Genomic DNA, 16,831 nt, shown 5'->3' with positions numbered 1-16,831 from the left:
CGGCGCGCGCGTCTTACTCCGCAGCCTGGCGAGCGCCGCCCGAGGCCATGGCTTCGAGCCGGCCGCGGATGATCGCTTCGGCTTCGCGCACGATCCGCGAAACCAGCTCGGCGCAGCTTGGAATATCATGGATCAGGCCCTGAACCATGCCCGCCGACCATACGCCTTCGTCGGTGTCGCCGTTGACATACACCATCTTGCCGCGCGCGCCGGCGACCAGATCCTTGACCTGCTCGAAGGTCGCGCCCTGCTTTTCCAGCTCGATCACCTGCTGGCTGATCGCATTCTTGGCGACCCGCGAGGTGTTGCGCAGGGTGCGGAAGATCAGGTCGGTGGCGCGCTCGTCGTTGGCGACGATCTTTTCCTTCACCGCCTGATGGATCGGGCTCTCCTTGGTGCACATGAAGCGGGTGCCCATGTTGATGCCGTCGGCGCCGAGCGCCAGCGCCGCGACGAGGCCGCGCGCATCGGCAAAGCCGCCCGAGCCGATCATCGGAATCTTGATCTTGTCGGCGGCGGCCGGGATCAGCACCAGGCCGGGGGTGTCGTCCTCACCCGGGTGGCCGGCGCATTCGAAGCCGTCGATCGAGATGCCGTCGACGCCCATCCGCTCCGCCGACAGCGCGTGGCGGACGCTGGTGCATTTGTGCAGCACCTTGACGCCGTTTTTCTTGAACTCGTCGACGTGTTCCTGCGGCTTGTTGCCGGCGGTTTCGACGATCTTGACGCCGCTTTCGATGATGACGCGGCGATACTCGGCATAAGGCGGCGGCTTGATCGCCGGCAGGATGGTGAGATTGACGCCGAACGGCTTGTCGGTCATCTCGCGGCAGCGCGCGATTTCCTTGGCGAGGTCTTCCGGCGTCGGCTGGGTAAGCGCGGTGATCATGCCGAGCGCGCCGGCATTGGCCACGGCGGCGACGAGTTCGGCGCGTCCGACCCATTGCATGCCGCCCTGCACGATCGGATGCTCGACGCCGAAGGCTTCGGTGAAACGGGTCTTGATCATCTGGGTCCCCCTTTGGACATTCCGGCGCCTGACGCGCCTGTTGCTGTTGCTGGCGGCCGGGAGATTGCCGAAGCAAGCGCGAAATGTCCAATGCGTGGGGAGCGGGGGCTCTCATCCAGTCATTCCGGGGCGCTCGCGCCAGCGAGCGAACCCGGAATCTCTGCGTTCAAACAATCTCCAGATTCCGGGTTCGCGCTGCGCGCGCCCCGGAATGACAGCGGGTGTGGCGCGAGAGGGTCAGGCTTTCGCCGCTTGGCGGAATTCGTTGTGCAATTCGCCGATGCCTTCGATCGCGATGGTGACGGCGTTGACCGGTTCCTTCATCACGCCGACGCCGACCGAGGTGCCGCAGCAGATCAGGTCGCCGGGCTGCAGCGTCATGTCGTGTGACAGCAGGCTGACGAGCCTGGCGGGTGCAAAGATCATGTCGGCGACCGGGTAGTTCTGCCGCTCGGCGCCGTTGAGGATGGTGCGGATCGACAGCGCGTCCGGATCGAGACCGGTGGCGATCGCCGGGCCGAACGGACCGAAGCCGTCGAAGCTCTTGGCTCGCGCCCATTGCGGGAAGCTCGGATCGCGATTGAGGATGTCGGCGGCGGTGATGTCGTTGACGCAGGTGTAGCCGAAGATGTGCGACGCGGCGTCGGCTTCGGAAATGTTGCTGGCGCGCTTGCCGATGACGATGCCGAGCTCGCCCTCGTACACCACCTTGCCGTCGTAGGATGCGGGACGATTCACCACGGCGCCGTGCGCCGCGACGCTGGTGGTGGCTTTGAGGAAGTACAGCGGCTCGGGCGGAATCGACTGATTGAGCTTGGCTGCGAGCGCGCGAAAATTGTTCCACAGCCCGATGATCTTGCCGGGCGCGCAGGGGCTGAGCAACTCGACATCGCCGAGCTGCAGCGTCTGCCCGGTCGGCTTGTTGTCACCGAACATCTCGCCGTCGTGCACGGTGATCTCGGACTGCGCGATGGTGCCGAACCCGACCGCGCCCTTGTCGCGAAAACGAACCCATTTGGTCATGGTGGAGTGTTCCTCAACTCGGGAGTCATTCCGGGGCGCGCATGAAATGCGCGAACCCGGAATCTCGATGGACTAGGCGTGCTAACAACCTCTGGATTCCGGGTTCGCTCGCTGGCGCGAGCGCCCCGGAATGACGGGGCGTGGGACGGTGAGCCGTCAGTACAGCCCGGCCACCTTGGCGCGCTGGATGACGAGGCCGAGCACGGCGTCGATCGCGGGCGTCGGGATGTTCGTCATCCGGCCCATCTCCTGCACAACCGTGACCAAGGGATCGATCTCCATCGGCCGGCCGCGTTCGAGATCCTGCAGCATCGAGGTCTTGTGCGCGCCGACCTTGCGGGCGCCTTCGATGCGGCGTTCGACGTCGACGCGGAACTTGACGCCGAAGGTTTCGGCGATCTGCTGCGCCTCCAGCATCATCGCCTTCGACAGCGCCCGGGTCGCCGGATCGGAGGCGATCACGTCGAGCGTGGCGTGGGTCAGCGCGCTGATCGGATTGAAGCAGACGTTGCCCCACAGCTTCAGCCAGATCTCGTCGCGGATGCGGTCGAGGATCGGCGCTTTGAGCCCGGCGGCTTCGAATACTTTCGACAGCTTCTCGACATCGGCGGTGGTCTCGCCCGAAGGCTCACCGATCGGGAATTTGTCGCCATAGACGTGGCGGATCACGCCGGGCGCCTCGAGCTCGGTCGCCGGATAGACGATGCAGCCGATGCCGCGTTCGGGGCCGAGCTCGTTCCACTGCCGCGCGCCGGGGTCGATGCTCTCCAGCGTGCGGCCTTCGAATTCGGGGCCGCCGTGCTTGTGGAAGTACCAATACGGCACGCCGTTGACGGCTGTGACGATGCGGGTGTGCGAGCCGAGCAGCGGCTTCATCGCATCGATCGCGCCGGTGATCGAATGCGCCTTCAGGCAGATCACGATGACGTCCTGCACGCCGAGTTCGGCCGGCTTGTCGGTGGCGTTGGGCTTGATCACCCGCTCTTCGCCTTCGATCAGTAGCTTGAGCCCGTTGTCCTTCATCGCCTGCAAATGCGCGCCGCGCGCCACCAGGCTGACGTCGGCGGCGCCGGACTGGGCGAGCTGAACGCCGAGATAACCGCCGATCGCGCCGGCGCCGTAAATACAGATCTTCATCGGATGTCCTGAACTCATCGCCGATAACAGCCGGCGATCATGGGTTTTGCAGCCGCGCGCGGCGCGGTGCGGTGAATGTTATCGATCAGATCGGGATCGCGTTCAAGCATGCTAATCTCACTCTGCCGCCGCACGGCTCGGACGTGCGCGGCGTGCGGCGAGAAGCCTGCTGAAGCCGTCGTTGATCGGCGACCAGAACAGCGCGATCAGCGCCAGCGCCATGATGCCGCCGACCAGGCCGTTGGAGAAGAAGATCCCGAGCGAGCCCTGAGAGCCGAGTAGCGACTGGCGAAACGCTTCCTCGGCTTTGTCGCCGAGGACGATCGCCAGCACCAGCGGTGCCATCGGGTAACTGCACTTCTTCATCAGATAGCCGATGACGCCGAAACCGAGCATCAGCATCACGTCGAAGGTGGAGTTGTGCACCGAGTAGGCGCCGATCGCGCATAGCACCAGGATCAGCGGCGCCACGATCGAGAACGGAATCCGCAAGATCGCGGCGAACAGCGGCACGCAGGTCAGCACGATCACGAGGCCGACGATGTTGCCGAGATACATCGACGCGATCAGGCCCCAGACGAACTCCTTCTGTTCGACGAACAGCATGGGCCCGGGTTGCAGGCCCCAGATCAGCAGGCCGCCGAGCAGCACCGCGGCGGTCGGCGACCCGGGAACGCCGAGCGACAGCATCGGCAGCAGTGCGGCGGTGCCGGCTGCGTGGGCCGCGGTCTCAGGCGCGATCACTCCCTCGATTTCGCCGTGGCCGAAATTCTTGCCGTTCTTCGACACCCGCTTGGCGATGCCGTAGCTCATGAACGAGGCGGGCGTCGCGCCGGCGGGGGTGATGCCCATCCAGCAACCGATCACGCAGGATCGCAGTGATGTCATCCAATAGCGCGGCAGCTCCAGCCAGGTGTGCAGCACCACGCGGAGATTGATCTTGGCCTTGCCGCCGCGGAAGCTCAGGCCATCCTCCATCGTCAGCAGAATTTCGCCGATACCGAACAGGCCGATCACCGCGATCAGGAAGTCGAAGCCGTTGAGCAGTTCGGTGTAGCCGAAGGTCAGGCGGAGCTGCCCGGTCATCGAGTCCAGTCCGACCGCGGCGAGGGCGAAACCGGCCATCATCGCCGCAACGGTCTTGAACGGCGGCTCCTTCGACAGGCCGACGAAGCTGCAGAAGGCGAGGAAATACACCGCGAATTTCTCCGCGGGACCGAACTGCAGCGCGAACCGCGCCACCAGCGGCGCCACCAGCGTGATCATCACGATCGCGAACAGCGCCCCGACGAACGACGAGGTGAAGGCCGCGGTGAGCGCTTCGCCGGCTTTGCCCTTCTGGGCCATCGGGTAGCCGTCGAAGGTGGTGGCGACCGACCACGGCTCGCCTGGAATGTTGAACAGGATCGAGGTGATCGCGCCGCCGAACAGCGCGCCCCAATAGATGCAGGACAACATGATGATCGCCGAGGTTGGCGGCATGCTGAAGGTGAGCGGCAGCAGGATCGCGACGCCGTTGGCGCCGCCGAGCCCCGGCAGCACCCCGATGACGACGCCGAGCACGATGCCGATCACCATCACCAGGATGTTGAACGGCATCAGCGCGACCGAAAAGCCGTGAAACAGATTGGCGAGCTCTTCCATCCCCGATCAGTCCCCGACCTAGAGCCCGAGCCAGTCTTCGAGCGGACCCTTGGGCAGCGGCACCAGGAACCAGCGCTCGAAGATCAGATAGGTGACGACCGGCGTGCCGATCGCGACCGCCAGCACGGTCAGCCAACGATATTTGCCGAGCCAGCGCATGAACCAGCCGATGAACACCGCACTGGACACGTACAGACCGACGAACGGCATTGCGGCGACGAAGATCGCGCTCGGGATCAGCACGCTCATCACATGGCCGAGCTGACTCCATTCGGCGAACAGATGGTTGTGCCGATCGCGGATCGCGTTGATCAGGTTGATCACGCTCGCCGCGACGATCGCCAGCCCGACATAGAACGGGAAGAAGCCGGCGCGCGGGCCGTCGGCGCCCCAGCCGACACCCGCCTTGATGCTGCCGACCACGACAATGACGCCGAACGCGGCGATCAGTCCGACGACCAGGACCTCGACGGATTTGTGCGAGGGGCCGAGATTCAGGTCAGGCGGGCTGGACATCGGGCCCTCCACCATCATTGCGCGGCACGACCGATGTCGTGCCGTCCTGTTCGGTCATCCCGTTGGCCATGTCAGTTGCCCTGCGCCAGGAAGCCGGCTTCCTTCATCAGGGTCTCGTGGCGTTTCTCCTCGTTCGACACCCATTTGGCGAATTCGTCGCCGGTCATGAAGCTGGTGTTGAAGGCGCCGCTCTTCATGAACTCTTTCCATTCGGGAGTGTCACGCACCTTCCGGAACAGATCGACATAGTAGGCGATCTGATCGGGCTTGGCCTTGGGGCCCATGAAGATGCCGCGCAGCATCACGTATTCGATATCGAGCCCCTGGGATTTACAGGTCGGGACGTCCTTCCACGCTTTGCCGTCGGCGACCGGCTCGGCGTAGTCCATCGGCTTATCGTCGAACACGCACAGCGGCCGCAGCTTGCCGCCGCGCCATTGCGCCACCGCCTCGATCGGATTGTTGACGGTGGAGTCGATGTGATTGCCGACGAGCTGCACCGCGACCTCGCCGCCGCCTTTGTAGGGAATGTAGGTGAGCTTGACGCCGGCAGCCTTCTCCAGCGCCACGGTGATGATCTGGTCTTCCTGCTTCGAGCCGGTGCCTCCCATCTTGATGGAGCCGGGCGGTGCCGCTTTCACCGCGTCGACGTAGTCCTTCGAGGTTTGATACGGCTTGTCGGCGTTGACCCAGAGGACGAATTCGTCGAGCGCGAGCATCGCAACCGGGGTGAGATCCTTCCAGTTGAACGGAATGCCGGTGGCGAGCGGCGTAGTGAACAGGTTCGACAGCGTGATGATGATCTTGTGTGGGTTGTTGCCGGCTGCCTTGACGTCGAGGAAGCCTTCGCCGCCGGCGCCGCCGGACTTGTTCACGACGACGAGCGGCTGTTTCATCAGATTGTACTTGGTCACGATGCCCTGGATGGTGCGCGCCATCTGATCTGCACCGCCGCCGGTCCCCGCAGGAACGATGAATTCGACCGGGCGGGTCGGCTCCCAGGCGGCATTCGCCGGAGCGGCCAGAAAGGCCGTTCCGACCGCCACGGCGCCAAACGCAAGACGAGCTAATCGACGTGTCATGCCGTTTCTCTCCTTGGAATGAACGCCGATCTTACGCGTCGGCTTAATGAACTAATCAGTTGCTATCGAAGCGATGTTCCTTCAACCTGGCGTTGCTTGCAAACAGAATCCGTCGCAAAGCGAGTTTTATATTCGAGACGTGTTGTCCTGGCGTCGCGCGTGCATCAGCGGACCGCAGTTTGCTTCGCGATCCGCTGGTGCGGGCATGCGGCACGAGTCGATTATTCCGCCGCCTGTTTGCGTGGCGGCGTGGTTGCGCCGGAGTCGTGAATCTCGGCGACGTGCGCGTCGCTGTAGCCGAGGACGTCGCGCAGGATTTCGTCGGTGTGCTCGCCGAGCAGCGGCGAGCGCTTCACTTCGGTGGGGGAGTCCGACAGCTTGATCGGATTGCCGACCGACAGATACTTGCCGCGGGCCGGGTGATCGATCTCGACGATGGTGCCGGTGGCGCGTAGCGACTGGTCTTCGGCGAGTTCCTTCATCGACAGGATCGGGCCGCAGGGAATGTCGTCGCCATTGAGGATCTCCATGGCCTCGAACTTGGTCTTGGTCATGGTCCATTGTTCGATCCGGGCGAAGATCTCGTTGAGCCGCGACAGCCGGGCCGGCGGTGTGGCGTAGTCCGGATGCGTCTTCCAGCCGGTCTCGCCGATCACGTCGCAGATCTTCTCCCACACCGGGGCCTGGGTGATGACGTAGATGTAGGCGTTCGGATCCTGCTCCCAGCCCTTGCATTTGAGGATGCGGCCGGGCTGGCCGCCGCCGGAATCGTTGCCGGCGCGCGGCACCGCCTCGCCGAATTCGATGCCTTCGCCGAACTGGCTGTATTCCTTCAGCGGGCCATGGGCGAGACGCTGCTGATCGCGCAGCTTGACGCGGCACAGATTGAGCACGCCGTCCTGCATCGCCGCGGTAACACGCTGGCCGCGGCCGGTGTGGTGGCGCTGATACAGCGCGGTGACGATGCCGAGCGCGAGATGCAGGCCGGTGCCGCTGTCGCCGATCTGCGCACCGGTGACCAGCGGCAGGCCGTCGCGGAAGCCGGTGGTCGAGGCGGCGCCGCCGGTGCACTGCGCGACGTTCTCGTAGACCTTGCAGTCTTCATACGGGCCCGGACCGAAGCCCTTGATCGAGGCGACGATCATCCGCGGGTTGATCTCCTGGATCTTGTCCCAGGTGAAGCCCATCCGGTCGAGCACGCCGGGGCCGAAATTCTCCACCAGCACGTCGCAGGTGCGGATCAGTGCAGTCAGCACCTCCTTGCCCTTCGGGTTCTTGGTGTCGAGCGTGATCGACCGCTTGTTGTGGTTCAGCATGGTGAAATACAGGCTGTCCACTTTCGGAATGTCCTGGAGCTGACCGCGGGTGATGTCGCCGCTGCCGGGGCGCTCCACCTTGATCACGTCGGCGCCGAACCAGGCCAAGAGCTGCGTGCAGGTCGGGCCGGACTGGACGTGGGTGAAGTCGAGAACGCGAACGCCGTCGAGCGCCTTGGTCATGGTCGTGCTCCTGTTGTCTCTTGCGCGCCGAAGCGGCATCTCTCCCGTCGGTGGAGCCGCCGCGGCGATCCGCGACGGACGTCCTTGTTAGTTTGCATCGGCCGGTCGTCGCCGCGTCAGGCGAACAGCTCCTGGCCGTGGGTCTCGACGTAAGCGGCCAGCCGCAGCGTGTGATCGCGCGCCAGCTTTTCGGCGAGTTCGGTGTCGCGTGCCTCCAGCGCTTCGATCATCGCCAGATGCTCGGGCAGGGAGGCGGCGATGCGCTCCTTGCGGCCGATGGTGAGCTGGCGATAGCCGCGGACGTGGATCAGGATGTCGCCCGTCATGTCGACCAGCACCGGCGACTCGCTGAGCGAGATCAGCGCCTGGTGAAACACGATGTTGGCGCGGGAATATTCGTCGATGTGATCCTGCGGCAGCCGATCGGGGCCGAATTCCTTGAACACGTCGCGGAGTGACGCGATATCGCGCTTGCGCGCCACGATGGTGATCAGCCGCGCCGCCATGCTCTCGAGCGCCGCCCAGGCGCGGATCATGTCGACGATCTCGGCCTTGGTCCGGCGCACCACGATGATGCCCCGCCGCGGCACCGCCTTCACCAGCCCTTCCTGTTCGAGCATCGCGATCGCTTCACGGATCGGCGTGCGGCTGACGCCGAGCTTGTCCGATAGCGCGCGCTCGTCGAGCATCACCGGCTCGGGCGTGGTGTAGATGTCCATCTTCAGGATCGCCTGCTTCAACGCCTCGTAGGCCTTGGTCTTGAAGCTGGTCTCCGGCGCGAGCCGCATGATGCCGAGCTCCGGCTCGGCAGGCATTTCGTTCGCAGTGGGGCGGGCGCGTGCGATCATCAGGCCTCTCGGACGGCATCTGAAAGGCCGTCATTGATCTTGCTGTGGCATACCAGATGCCAAACGGTCAAGGCGGCACTCGCGGGTGTTTCCCGTCCGCAACGTGTTCGTGAGACGTTCTGGCATGCCACGAGGGCGGTGACGGCAGAGCATTGCTGGCGGCGGCGACGCCCGCGAAACAGCGTCTTGGGGTCGTGCGCGATCAGGTCGCCGTACTGTGGGTCGGTCACCGCTTCACCGCGGTGTGATCGCTGCACTGCGCAACGCTGTTCGCTTGCGCGGGTTAGGAAGCAGACCTATCGTTGGCCCATTGCGGCATCAGACCAGCAAATCGGGAGGACCTCATGGCCTGGAAGAAACCGGAAATCGTCGAGATCGCGGTCGGCATGGAGATCAACATGTACGCCTGCGCGGCGCGCAAGTAATCGAATCGCAGCTTGTTGTAACGACGGCGAACGGCGCGGCCGGCAGTCTTTGTCGGTCGCCACTCTTTGCAATGTGCCGTCGTTGAAGGCTTTGGCGGAAGGCGGTCGATGCTGCGGGTGATCGTTCTCGGCGCCGCAGCCGGCGGCGGGGTGCCGCAATGGAATTGCGGCTGTCCCGTCTGTCGTGCGGCCTTCGCCGACGCCGGACTCCGCCGCACCCAGGCGTCGGTGGCGGTCAGCGCCGATGGCGCGCACTGGTTCCTGATCAACGCGTCACCCGACCTGCGCCAGCAGATTATTTCGACGCCGCAGCTGCATCCGCGCGCCGGCGCACTCCGCCACAGCCCGATCGCCGGGGTGATCCTGACCAACGGCGAAGTCGATGCTGTCGCCGGCCTGCTTTCGATGCGCGAGGGCTCGCCGTTCACGATCTATGCGCACGCCAAGGTGCTGGCGATCCTGAAGGCCAACAGCATCTTCAACGTGCTGAACGAAAAACTGGTGGCACGGCAGCCGATTGCGGTCGATCAGCCGTTCGCACTTCGGCTGCCTGACGGCGCGCCGTCAGGCCTTGAGGTGCAGGCCTTCGCGGTGCCGGGCAAGGGCGCCTGGTATCTCGAGGGACAAACTCATCCCGGCGGTGCGGACGGCGAGGGCGATACGCTCGGCCTGACCATTACCGAGACAGCGACAGGTAAGACGGTGCATGTGCTGACCGCGTGTGCGCGGGTCACCGACGATCTCAAGGCCCGGCTCGCCGGCGCGCCGCTGCTGCTGTTCGACGGCACGGTGTGGCGCGACGACGAACTGATCGCCGCCGGCCTCGGCACCAAGACCGGACAGGCGATGGGACATATCGCGATGGCGGGTGACGATGGCGCGATCGCCGGGCTGGCGGATCTCGGAGTCGGCCAAAAGCTGTTCGTCCATATCAACAATTCCAACCCGGCGCTGCTGACTCGCTCGGCCGAGCGCGGGCAGATCGAAGCGGCCGGCTGGCAGATCCCGGCGGACGGCACGGAGGTGACGCTGTGAATGCGATGACCGCGTTTTCGCTGAACGGCGCCGCGCCGCTCGCCAATGCCGACGAGCTGGAAGCGGCGCTGCGCCAGATCGGCGCCGCGCGCTATCACAATCTGCATCCGTTTCACCGCCTGCTGCATGGCGGCAAGCTCAACAAAGGCCAAGTGCAGGCCTGGGCGCTGAACCGCTACTACTATCAGAGCTCGATCCCGATCAAGGACGCGGTGGTGATCTCGCGGTTTCGCGACCGCGCCACCCGCGTCGAGTGGCGTCACCGGATCGAGGATCACGATGGCGATCTTGGTAGCGAAGGCGGCATCGAGCGCTGGCTGAAGCTGACCGAAGGGCTGGGTCTGGACAGCGCTTACGTCGAGTCAACGCAAGGCATCCTGCCGGCGACGCGGTTCGCGGTGGATGCCTACGTGCATTTCGTCCGCGACCGCACGCCGCTGGAAGCGATCGCCTCCTCGCTGACCGAATTGTTCGCGCCCAATCTGCACGAGGAGCGGATCTCCGGCATGCTGGCGCATTACGACTTCGTCAATCCCGAGATCATGAGCTACTTCAAGCGCCGGCTGGAGCAGGCGCCGCGCGACGCGAACTTTGCGCTCAGTTACGTCAAGCAGCACGCCACCACGCCGGCCGAGCGCGAAGCGGTGTGCAACGCGCTGATCTTCAAGACCAACGTGCTGTGGGCGCAGCTCGACGCGCTGCATCACGCTTATGTCGATGGCCACATCCCGCCCGGCGCGTTCGTGCCGGAAGGACTTTGACGCGATGGCGCCGCGCCGCATCAGCGTCAGCGAGACGAGCCGTCCGGTGCTGCCACGCCACGCCCGGCTGAAGTTCGACGACACAAGGCAGCGCTGGGTGATCCTGGCGCCGGAGCGGGTGCTGGCGCCGGACGAGATCGCAGTCGAAATCCTGCAGCTCTGCGACGGCGCCCGCGATGTGGCGGCGATCATCGATGCGCTGGCGGCGAAGTACGCCGCGGGCCGCGCCGAGATCGGCCACGACGTGATCGCGATGCTGCAGGATCTTGCCGACAAGGGCTTTCTCACCGAGGCGCGGGAGACCGCGCCTTGACCGAGATCGCCGCCAGCGCTGCGAGGACCGACGGCGTCGACGTGCTGGAGAAGTCCGTCGGCGTCGCCGAGACCTTCGGGATTCCGCTCGCGGTGCTGCTGGAGCTGACGCATCGCTGCCCGCTGCAATGTCCGTATTGCTCCAATCCGCTGGAGCTGGAGCGCGGCGGCGCGGAGCTGTCGACCGACGAGTGGAAGCGGGTGCTCAGCGAGCTTGCGCGCATCGGCGTGCTGCAGGTGCATTTCTCCGGCGGCGAGCCGACCGCGCGCAAGGATCTGGTCGAGCTGGTGCGCCATGCCACCGAGGTCGGGCTCTATAGCAATCTGATCACCTCGGCGGTGCTGCTCAGCCGCGAGCGACTGGCGGCGCTGGCGGATGCTGGGCTCGCGCATGTGCAGATCAGCTTTCAGGGCAGCGAGGCTTCACTGGCTGACCGCGTCGGCGGCTTTGCCGGGGGACACGCCAAGAAGCTCGAGGTCGCGCGCTGGACCCGCGAGCTCGATCTGCCGCTCACCGTCAATGCGGTGATGCACCGGCAGAACCTGCACCTGCTGCCTGACATCATCGAGATGGCGGCGCAGCTCGACGCCGACCGGCTCGAAGTCGCCAATGTGCAGTATTACGGCTGGGCGCTGAAGAACCGCGCCGCCCTGATGCCGACGATCGCGCAGATCGAGGATTGCACCGCGACGGTCGAGGCGGCGCGCGAGCGGCTGAAAGGCCAGCTCGCGATCGACTACGTCATCCCGGATTACTATGCGGCGCGGCCGAAGAAGTGCATGGGCGGCTGGGGCCGGCAATTCTTCAACATGTCGCCGAGCGGCAAAGTGCTGCCGTGCCATGCCGCCGAGACCATCACCGGGCTCGACTTTCCGTCGGTCCGAGGCGGTGCGTCGATCGCCGAGATCTGGCAGAACGCCGAGGCGTTCAATCGTTATCGCGGCACCTCGTGGATGCAGCAGCCATGCGCCAGCTGCGCGTTCAAGGAAATCGATTTCGGCGGCTGCCGCTGTCAGGCCTTCGCGCTCGCCGGCGACGCCGCTGCGACCGACCCCGCCTGCGCGCTGTCGCCGCTGCACGATCGAATCTTCAAGACCGCAGAGGCGGAGGCGGCGACGGGCAGCGATCTTTTCCTGTATCGCAATTTTGCGGGTGGCACGGCCGAGGGCGAGTAGTGCAGCCTATCTTCGTCATTCCGGGGCGCGCGTAGCGCGAGCCCGGAATCCATAGCCACCGGCTTTTGCTTCTTGGCAGAGCTTTGCCGCCTCAGTGCTTCACCGCGAGTCCAGGGGCTATGGATTCCGGACTTGCGCGTACCGCGCAATCCGGAATGACGGAAGACATAGCGCTCAGCTGCCGCGGCGCTCGATCACCACGGTGGCGGTGCGGCCGACCACGAGGCGGACGTCGGGCGGCACCTGGTCGAGCGCGATGCGCACCGGGATGCGCTGCGCCAGCCGCACCCAGTTGAAGGTCGGGTTGACGTTCGGCAGCAGCTTGGCGCCAGCGCTACGGTCGCGATCCTCGATGCCGCCGGCGATGCTCTGGACGTGGCCGTAGAGCGGGCTGCGCTCGCCCATCAGCCGCACCTCGGCACGGTCGCCGACCTTGATCGATGGCAGCTTGGTCTCCTCGAAGTAACCATCGACATGCAGGGTCGCCTGGTCGATCAGCGCCGCGACGCCGCTGCCTGCGTTGACGTAGGCGCCGGGGCGAAGATCGAAATTGGTGATCAGGCCGCCGACCTGGGCGCGGACTTCCGAGCGGTCGAGATTGAGCTTGGCGATATCGCGATCGGCCATCGCCTGGTGCAGCGCGGCTTCGGCCTCGGCCTGGGCCGCGGTGATCTGCTCGCGCTTCTGTTCGGTGACGGCGTCGCTGCTGAGATTGCGATAGCGCGCCAGATCCTTGTTGGCCGCGGCGAGCGCGGCGACGCGGCCTTCGACCGCGGCGTCGGCCTGGCGCAGCGCCAGGGTGAAGCGCTCGCGATCGATCCGGAACAGGATGTCGCCTTTCTTCACCACCTGGTTGTCGACGACCAGCACCTCGGAGACGAGTCCGGAGACGTCCGGCGCCACCGCGACCACGTCGGCGCGAACGCGGCCGTCGCGCGTCCACGGTTCGATCTCGTAGTGAACCCACAGCCGCCAGCCGATGATGGCGGCAACGACGACAGCGGCGGTGGTGATGCCGAGGCGGACGAACTGAAGTGCGGTCTTTCCCATGGCTGGCCCTTTCATTGCGGCCACCCCGAAACCAGACCGAGAGCGACGAACAGGATGACGACGAAGATGGTGAGATTGAACAAGGTGTGATGCCAGACGAGGTGATAGAAGTTGAGCGAGACCAGCAGGCGCGACACCAGGCTGGTGAGGACGAAGGCGGCGGCGGCGCAGATCAGGATGGTCGGCACGAACACGCCGAGGATGTTGAGTTCAGCAGTCATCAGGTGGCCTCCTGAGGGGCGAGGCGCGGCGGCTTCGCGGTCGGAAACAGGCAGCGGCGCAGGCCGACGAGGCCGAGCACGGCGCGCCGCGCGGTGGCGCTCGGTTCGTCACGCAGGGCGGCGAGGGCGCGGTCGAGCGTTCTGAGCAGTCCGGCGGGCGGCGCCGATGAAGCCGACGCGTAGTGCCGCTCCAGTCGGATCAGCAGCACCTCCAGCCGGCGGCGAGCGCCGCGGTGCAGCTCGCGCCTGGCCCGGTGCAGGTCGAGGATGTTGAAGCCGGCACGCAACTCGCGCAGCGCCTCCGGCATGGTGTGGCCGGCGGCGGCGGCGCGCGGCGCCAGCAGCATCATGCGGTCGATCATCAAGCCCGCGACGCTGGCCCGCTGGTTCTCGTTGCTGATATCAGCCGCCTGCGCCAGCGTGGCCCGGTTGGCGTTGATCAGGCGCAGCGCGCTCCATTCGGCGCCGACCGGCCGCAGCACGGCGGTGACCAGCGCGGCAAGGCCGGTGCCGGTGACCACCGCCACCGTCGAGTTCAGGAAGCTCGCGGTATCGAAGGTGTACATCTCCTGCAGCGCGATCAGACTGCCGGTGTTGACGGCGAGCCCGAGGCCGACCGGGTAGGTCGCGGGCGCGCCCATTAGCACGCCGTACAGAATGAATGCGGGCGCCAGCACCAGCGCCAGACTTTCGAAATTGTGTACCGCCGGCAGGATCAGCAGCAGATAGGCCGCCGCCGCAAAAGCGGCCACGATGGTCCATTTGGTCAGACCGACGATCGACGGATACGGATCGTCGCGTGCGGCGAACAGGCTTGTGCCGACCGTCGCCATCATCGCGGCCGTGCCGCCGGCCGGCCAGGCGCAGATGATCCAGAAGCTGCAGCACAGGATCACCGTGAACAGCGTGACGAACGCGGCGAGCAGCGCCATGCCGTGGTCCTGATGCCTGACGACCGCGACGTGCTGTTCGATCGGATAGTGCAACGGCGCATCGAGCGTGGTGGCGTTGCCAGTGGTCGCCGCCGCCAGCGCGATACAGTCGGATTGGATGTTGAGGAGATCGCGAAGCCGCATCAGCAGGCCCAGTTCGACGAGATCGCGCCAGGCGCCGCGATGCGGGCGCTGATCGATCTCGGCCTGAACGTCCGCCAGCAAGGCATCACGGACCGCCGCATCGCCAGGCTCGTCGCCTTCCATCCAGACGCGGGTGCGCTCCACCAGCGCTGCCACCGGCGCCGACGGGCCGCCCAGCGGTTGCAGCTCGTCGAGGCGATCGGCGACCGACGACATCACCGGGAGCAGCAGCAGCATCCGCGGCTGCAATTGCTTGATCCAACGCGTCGCGCTCAGGTCGAGATTGGTGTCGTAGCTGAGGAAGGTGACGAGGTTCTCGATATCGGCGGAGTCGGCGGCAAGCTGCAGACGATGGGTTTCGGCCGCCGGGCTCTTGTCGAGGCTGACGGCGTCACGGACGCTGGCATGGGCGTGTTTGAACCAGGCCTTGACCCGCTGCGCCGCCAGCGGGCCGACCGAGCGCGGAAACACCACGCTGGAGACCACGGCCGCGCAGGTGATGCCGAGCACGATCTCCTCGGTCCGCGCCAGCGCGATGTCGAAGATCTGGTTCGGGGTGTCGACAGTTGGAAAGCCGATCAGCGCGGTGGTGTAGCCCGCCAGCATCGCCACGTAGCTGCGCGGCGAGCGGTCGAGCACCGAGACGTAGATGCACAGCGCCGACCATAGCGCGATGGCGAGCACCAGCAGCGGCGGCGCACCGGCGAGATTGGGTACGATCGCCACCGCGACGCAGGCGCCGATCAGGGTGCCGAGGACGCGGAACACTGCCTTTGACCGCGTTGTGCCGGAGAGCGGATGCGAGGTGATGTAGACGGTTGCCACCGCCCAATACGGCCGCGGCAGATCGAGCCACAGCCCAATCGCCATCGCCAGCATCGCAGCGGCGAAGGTCTTGAACGCAAACAGCCATTGCTGCTCGTCGGGCAGCGACATCGGCGGAAATCCTAGATTCCGAAAGGAGGGCGCGCGGCGCCTTCTCGGGTGAAAAAGGCTGGTATCTGGCGCGACCTTCACATAAATGACCATGGGGTCATTTTATGTCAAGGTGACGACCCGCGAGAATCGTGCCGTGCTTCACCGCTGAGGACGCCGTCATGCCTAAGACGCCTGCAAAAATGCTGACCAGCAATGCGGCGGCCCGTTCCAAGCGGGTCGCGCGCGCGCGTGGGCCGAGCCCTGACAAGACCGCGCAAACCAAAGCGAGCATCGTGCGGGCGGCGCTCGCGGAGTTTCTCGATAAGGGCTTTGCCGATGCCACCATCGCGAGCGTGGCGCAGCGTGCCGGCGTCGCCAAGGGCACGCCGTATCGTTACTTCGCGACCAAGGAGGCGCTGTTCGCCGGCGTGGTGCAACAGGAGCTGGTCGGCGCGCTCGGCGATATCCTGGAGGAACGGCGCGAACGCGACGAAAGCGTGCAGGCGTTCCTGCGCCGGACGCTGCTGATCACGCTCGGCGAAATCGAGCGCAAGGGGCGAGCGGCGATCGCGCGGCTGGTGATCGTCGAGGGCGTGCGGTTTCCCGCATTGGTGGAGATCTATCGCCGCGAGATGTTCGACCCGGTGCTCGACCAGATCAAGCGCTTGGCACCGGTGGCGCGCCGGCGCGGCGAGCTGCCCGACGATCGGTTGATCCGCCACCCGCATTTGCTGATCGCGCCGGTGTGGATGGGCATTCTCAACAACCAGCTGATCGACCGCGACCACCCGATCGACATCGCGGCCCTGTTCGAGGCGCAACTGGAATTGATGTTTTCCGGCGAGGCGCGGCGGTGAGGGATGAATAGCCCTTTGGCCGCTTTCGTCCCGCGAAAGCCAGCCGTCGTGAGTTCGGGCTGGCGGCAGGACAATGGCTCCGTCATTGCGAGGAGCGAAGCGACGAAGCAATCCAGCTCAGTGCATGGAGCCTCTGGATTGCTTCGCGGAGCCTGTCATCGGGCCGGCCAGAGGCCGGACCCGTTGGCTCGCAATGACGTGGAAGCTCTTCTCCCGGATAACTAACTTTCGCTAGATGTCAG

General features: G+C 65.6%; 17 protein-coding genes. 6 read left to right on the top strand and 11 right to left on the bottom strand.

Annotation, left to right across the window (positions count from 1 at the left end; all coding sequences use genetic code 11):
- Positions 1–13: 13 nt before the first annotated feature.
- From DNX69_RS07265 to DNX69_RS07230, 8 genes are all read right to left on the bottom strand, one after another.
- A complete protein-coding gene (locus tag DNX69_RS07265; protein ID WP_110785346.1) occupies positions 14–1,009 on the bottom strand; it encodes an NAD(P)H-dependent flavin oxidoreductase in 996 nt (331 codons plus the stop codon).
- A gap of 237 nt (positions 1,010–1,246) precedes the next feature.
- Positions 1,247–2,032: a fumarylacetoacetate hydrolase family protein gene (locus tag DNX69_RS07260; RefSeq protein ID WP_110785345.1), complete on the bottom strand. Its 786-nt coding sequence runs from the start codon at positions 2,030–2,032 to the stop codon at positions 1,247–1,249.
- 156 nt (positions 2,033–2,188) lie between these two features.
- Positions 2,189–3,169, bottom strand: coding sequence for a 2-dehydropantoate 2-reductase (locus tag DNX69_RS07255; protein ID WP_110785344.1), 981 nt, complete (start codon positions 3,167–3,169; stop codon positions 2,189–2,191).
- A gap of 117 nt (positions 3,170–3,286) precedes the next feature.
- Positions 3,287–4,813, bottom strand: a complete 1,527-nt coding sequence (locus tag DNX69_RS07250) for a tripartite tricarboxylate transporter permease (RefSeq protein ID WP_110785343.1) — start codon at positions 4,811–4,813, stop codon at positions 3,287–3,289.
- A gap of 18 nt (positions 4,814–4,831) precedes the next feature.
- Complete coding sequence (locus tag DNX69_RS07245) at positions 4,832–5,329, bottom strand: tripartite tricarboxylate transporter TctB family protein (protein WP_110785432.1); 498 nt, start codon at positions 5,327–5,329, stop codon at positions 4,832–4,834.
- A gap of 71 nt (positions 5,330–5,400) precedes the next feature.
- Positions 5,401–6,411 (bottom strand): Bug family tripartite tricarboxylate transporter substrate binding protein, encoded by a 1,011-nt coding sequence (locus tag DNX69_RS07240; RefSeq protein ID WP_110785342.1) that lies wholly within the window; start codon positions 6,409–6,411, stop codon positions 5,401–5,403.
- 221 nt (positions 6,412–6,632) lie between these two features.
- The gene (frc, locus tag DNX69_RS07235) at positions 6,633–7,910 is read right to left on the bottom strand and encodes a formyl-CoA transferase (protein ID WP_110785341.1); all 1,278 of its coding nucleotides are present in this window, start codon (positions 7,908–7,910) and stop codon (positions 6,633–6,635) included.
- A 116-nt stretch (positions 7,911–8,026) separates the two neighbouring features.
- Positions 8,027–8,758 (bottom strand): GntR family transcriptional regulator, encoded by a 732-nt coding sequence (locus DNX69_RS07230; RefSeq protein WP_110785340.1) that lies wholly within the window; start codon positions 8,756–8,758, stop codon positions 8,027–8,029.
- 344 nt (positions 8,759–9,102) lie between these two features.
- On the opposite strand from DNX69_RS07230, the gene pqqA reads away from it, so the two are divergent.
- From pqqA to pqqE, 5 genes are all read left to right on the top strand, one after another.
- A complete protein-coding gene (gene pqqA / locus DNX69_RS07225) occupies positions 9,103–9,183 on the top strand; it encodes a pyrroloquinoline quinone precursor peptide PqqA (protein ID WP_013503240.1) in 81 nt (26 codons plus the stop codon).
- A 108-nt stretch (positions 9,184–9,291) separates the two neighbouring features.
- The gene (gene pqqB / locus DNX69_RS07220) at positions 9,292–10,218 is read left to right on the top strand and encodes a pyrroloquinoline quinone biosynthesis protein PqqB (protein WP_110785339.1); all 927 of its coding nucleotides are present in this window, start codon (positions 9,292–9,294) and stop codon (positions 10,216–10,218) included.
- Positions 10,215–10,979 carry a pyrroloquinoline-quinone synthase PqqC gene (gene pqqC, locus DNX69_RS07215; protein ID WP_207803122.1) on the top strand — a complete coding sequence of 255 codons (765 nt, stop codon included), beginning with the start codon at positions 10,215–10,217 and terminating at the stop codon, positions 10,977–10,979. The genes pqqB and pqqC overlap by 4 nt, the downstream gene beginning before the upstream one ends.
- Positions 10,980–10,983: 4 nt before the next feature.
- On the top strand, positions 10,984–11,292 hold the full coding sequence (gene pqqD / locus DNX69_RS07210; RefSeq protein ID WP_110785338.1) for a pyrroloquinoline quinone biosynthesis peptide chaperone PqqD: 309 nt from the start codon (positions 10,984–10,986) through the stop codon (positions 11,290–11,292).
- Positions 11,289–12,467 carry a pyrroloquinoline quinone biosynthesis protein PqqE gene (gene pqqE / locus DNX69_RS07205; RefSeq protein ID WP_110785337.1) on the top strand — a complete coding sequence of 393 codons (1,179 nt, stop codon included), beginning with the start codon at positions 11,289–11,291 and terminating at the stop codon, positions 12,465–12,467. The genes pqqD and pqqE overlap by 4 nt, the downstream gene beginning before the upstream one ends.
- A 174-nt stretch (positions 12,468–12,641) precedes the next feature.
- Here the strand turns inward: pqqE and DNX69_RS07200 are convergent, their stop codons facing one another.
- From DNX69_RS07200 to DNX69_RS07190, 3 genes are read right to left on the bottom strand one after another with little or no spacing between them, the layout of a single operon-like run.
- The gene (locus DNX69_RS07200) at positions 12,642–13,517 is read right to left on the bottom strand and encodes an efflux RND transporter periplasmic adaptor subunit (protein WP_165825205.1); all 876 of its coding nucleotides are present in this window, start codon (positions 13,515–13,517) and stop codon (positions 12,642–12,644) included.
- Positions 13,518–13,528: 11 nt separating this feature from the next.
- Positions 13,529–13,738: a DUF1656 domain-containing protein gene (locus DNX69_RS07195; RefSeq protein WP_110785335.1), complete on the bottom strand. Its 210-nt coding sequence runs from the start codon at positions 13,736–13,738 to the stop codon at positions 13,529–13,531.
- A complete protein-coding gene (locus DNX69_RS07190; RefSeq protein ID WP_110785334.1) occupies positions 13,738–15,750 on the bottom strand; it encodes an FUSC family protein in 2,013 nt (670 codons plus the stop codon). Before DNX69_RS07190 ends, DNX69_RS07195 begins: the two co-directional genes overlap by 1 nt.
- Before the next feature lie 161 nt (positions 15,751–15,911).
- Here DNX69_RS07190 and DNX69_RS07185 point away from each other — a divergent pair, with 161 nt between their 5' ends.
- Entirely contained in the window at positions 15,912–16,589 is a 678-nt protein-coding gene (locus DNX69_RS07185; protein ID WP_110785333.1) for a TetR/AcrR family transcriptional regulator, read from the top strand.
- The last annotated feature ends 242 nt before the right edge of the window (positions 16,590–16,831 follow it).

It is taken from the genome of Rhodopseudomonas palustris (genome assembly GCF_003226555.1).
GTDB classification, from domain to species: domain Bacteria; phylum Pseudomonadota; class Alphaproteobacteria; order Rhizobiales; family Xanthobacteraceae; genus Rhodopseudomonas; species Rhodopseudomonas palustris_I.
This window is presented reverse-complemented; position numbering and strand designations above follow the sequence as displayed.

Excerpts from the sequence above, each read along its gene's own strand:
- pqqD (WP_110785338.1), top strand. The coding sequence starts at position 10,984 with ATGGCGCCGCGCCGCATCAGCGTCAGCGAGACGAGCCGTCCGGTGCTG.
- DNX69_RS07195 (WP_110785335.1), bottom strand. The coding sequence starts at position 13,738 with ATGACTGCTGAACTCAACATCCTCGGCGTGTTCGTGCCGACCATCCTG.
- DNX69_RS07230 (WP_110785340.1), bottom strand. The coding sequence starts at position 8,758 with ATGATCGCACGCGCCCGCCCCACTGCGAACGAAATGCCTGCCGAGCCG.
- pqqB (WP_110785339.1), top strand. The coding sequence starts at position 9,292 with ATGCTGCGGGTGATCGTTCTCGGCGCCGCAGCCGGCGGCGGGGTGCCG.
- DNX69_RS07185 (WP_110785333.1), top strand. The coding sequence starts at position 15,912 with ATGCCTAAGACGCCTGCAAAAATGCTGACCAGCAATGCGGCGGCCCGT.
- DNX69_RS07245 (WP_110785432.1), bottom strand. The coding sequence starts at position 5,329 with ATGTCCAGCCCGCCTGACCTGAATCTCGGCCCCTCGCACAAATCCGTC.
- pqqA (WP_013503240.1), top strand. The coding sequence starts at position 9,103 with ATGGCCTGGAAGAAACCGGAAATCGTCGAGATCGCGGTCGGCATGGAG.
- DNX69_RS07265 (WP_110785346.1), bottom strand. The coding sequence starts at position 1,009 with ATGATCAAGACCCGTTTCACCGAAGCCTTCGGCGTCGAGCATCCGATC.
- DNX69_RS07200 (WP_165825205.1), bottom strand. The coding sequence starts at position 13,517 with ATGGGAAAGACCGCACTTCAGTTCGTCCGCCTCGGCATCACCACCGCC.
- DNX69_RS07190 (WP_110785334.1), bottom strand. The coding sequence starts at position 15,750 with ATGTCGCTGCCCGACGAGCAGCAATGGCTGTTTGCGTTCAAGACCTTC.
- DNX69_RS07255 (WP_110785344.1), bottom strand. The coding sequence starts at position 3,169 with ATGAAGATCTGTATTTACGGCGCCGGCGCGATCGGCGGTTATCTCGGC.
- frc (WP_110785341.1), bottom strand. The coding sequence starts at position 7,910 with ATGACCAAGGCGCTCGACGGCGTTCGCGTTCTCGACTTCACCCACGTC.
- DNX69_RS07260 (WP_110785345.1), bottom strand. The coding sequence starts at position 2,032 with ATGACCAAATGGGTTCGTTTTCGCGACAAGGGCGCGGTCGGGTTCGGC.
- DNX69_RS07250 (WP_110785343.1), bottom strand. The coding sequence starts at position 4,813 with ATGGAAGAGCTCGCCAATCTGTTTCACGGCTTTTCGGTCGCGCTGATG.
- DNX69_RS07240 (WP_110785342.1), bottom strand. The coding sequence starts at position 6,411 with ATGACACGTCGATTAGCTCGTCTTGCGTTTGGCGCCGTGGCGGTCGGA.